Annotated in this window: 3 protein-coding genes; 2 read left to right on the forward strand and 1 reads right to left on the reverse strand. The window is 46.1% G+C overall.

The window, feature by feature from the left end; all coding sequences use genetic code 11:
* Nucleotides 1-27: 27 nt before the first annotated feature.
* The gene (gene ydfV, locus RTW80_RS26210) at nt 28-333 is read right to left on the reverse strand and encodes a protein YdfV (protein ID WP_001326990.1); all 306 of its coding nucleotides are present in this window, start codon (nt 331-333) and stop codon (nt 28-30) included.
* Between the two features lie 24 nt (nt 334-357).
* Here ydfV and relB point away from each other — a divergent pair, with 24 nt between their 5' ends.
* Nucleotides 358-597 (forward strand): type II toxin-antitoxin system antitoxin RelB, encoded by a 240-nt coding sequence (gene relB, locus RTW80_RS26215; RefSeq protein WP_000534858.1) that lies wholly within the window; start codon nt 358-360, stop codon nt 595-597.
* Complete coding sequence (relE, locus tag RTW80_RS26220) at nt 597-884, forward strand: type II toxin-antitoxin system mRNA interferase RelE (RefSeq protein WP_000323025.1); 288 nt, start codon at nt 597-599, stop codon at nt 882-884. Before relB ends, relE begins: the two co-directional genes overlap by 1 nt.
* Nucleotides 885-891 lie beyond the last annotated feature (7 nt).

The raw sequence follows: 891 nt of genomic DNA on the forward strand, positions 1-891 counted from the left end.
GTGTTGCATAAAACGTGTTACGTTCCTTTATCGACAGGTCAGGTCACCGCTCACCCGCCGACGAGAAAGCAACACTGACATGCTAAAGCAAAAAATAGATGAATAAGTTGAGTTGTGCATATGTAGCCTGACCGTCACAAAGTATATGGTGTCTGTACCAGTAAGATGATGGCCGGACTCTTTAAAAACGAGCTGACCTGCACAATACAGGATGGACTTAGCAATGGCTGCTCCTGGCACAAAGCGGACAGTGATCACCGTTCTTACGACTACTTTCTGACTTCCTTCGTGACTTGCCCTAAGCATGTTGTAGTGCGATACTTGTAATGACATTTGTAATTACAAGAGGTGTAAGACATGGGTAGCATTAACCTGCGTATTGACGATGAACTTAAAGCGCGTTCTTACGCCGCGCTTGAAAAAATGGGTGTAACTCCTTCTGAAGCGCTTCGTCTCATGCTCGAGTATATCGCTGACAATGAACGCTTGCCGTTCAAACAGACACTCCTGAGTGATGAAGATGCTGAACTTGTGGAGATAGTGAAAGAACGGCTTCGTAATCCTAAGCCAGTACGTGTGACGCTGGATGAACTCTGATGGCGTATTTTCTGGATTTTGACGAGCGGGCACTAAAGGAATGGCGAAAGCTGGGCTCGACGGTACGTGAACAGTTGAAAAAGAAGCTGGTTGAAGTACTTGAGTCACCCCGGATTGAAGCAAACAAGCTCCGTGGTATGCCTGATTGTTACAAGATTAAGCTCCGGTCTTCAGGCTATCGCCTTGTATACCAGGTTATAGACGAGAAAGTTGTCGTTTTCGTGATTTCTGTTGGGAAAAGAGAACGCTCGGAAGTATATAGCGAGGCGGTCAAACGCATTCTCTGAACCAAAG

Origin of the sequence: Escherichia sp. AM3, assembly GCF_032029835.1 — a bacterium.
GTDB classification, from domain to species: domain Bacteria; phylum Pseudomonadota; class Gammaproteobacteria; order Enterobacterales; family Enterobacteriaceae; genus Escherichia; species Escherichia coli.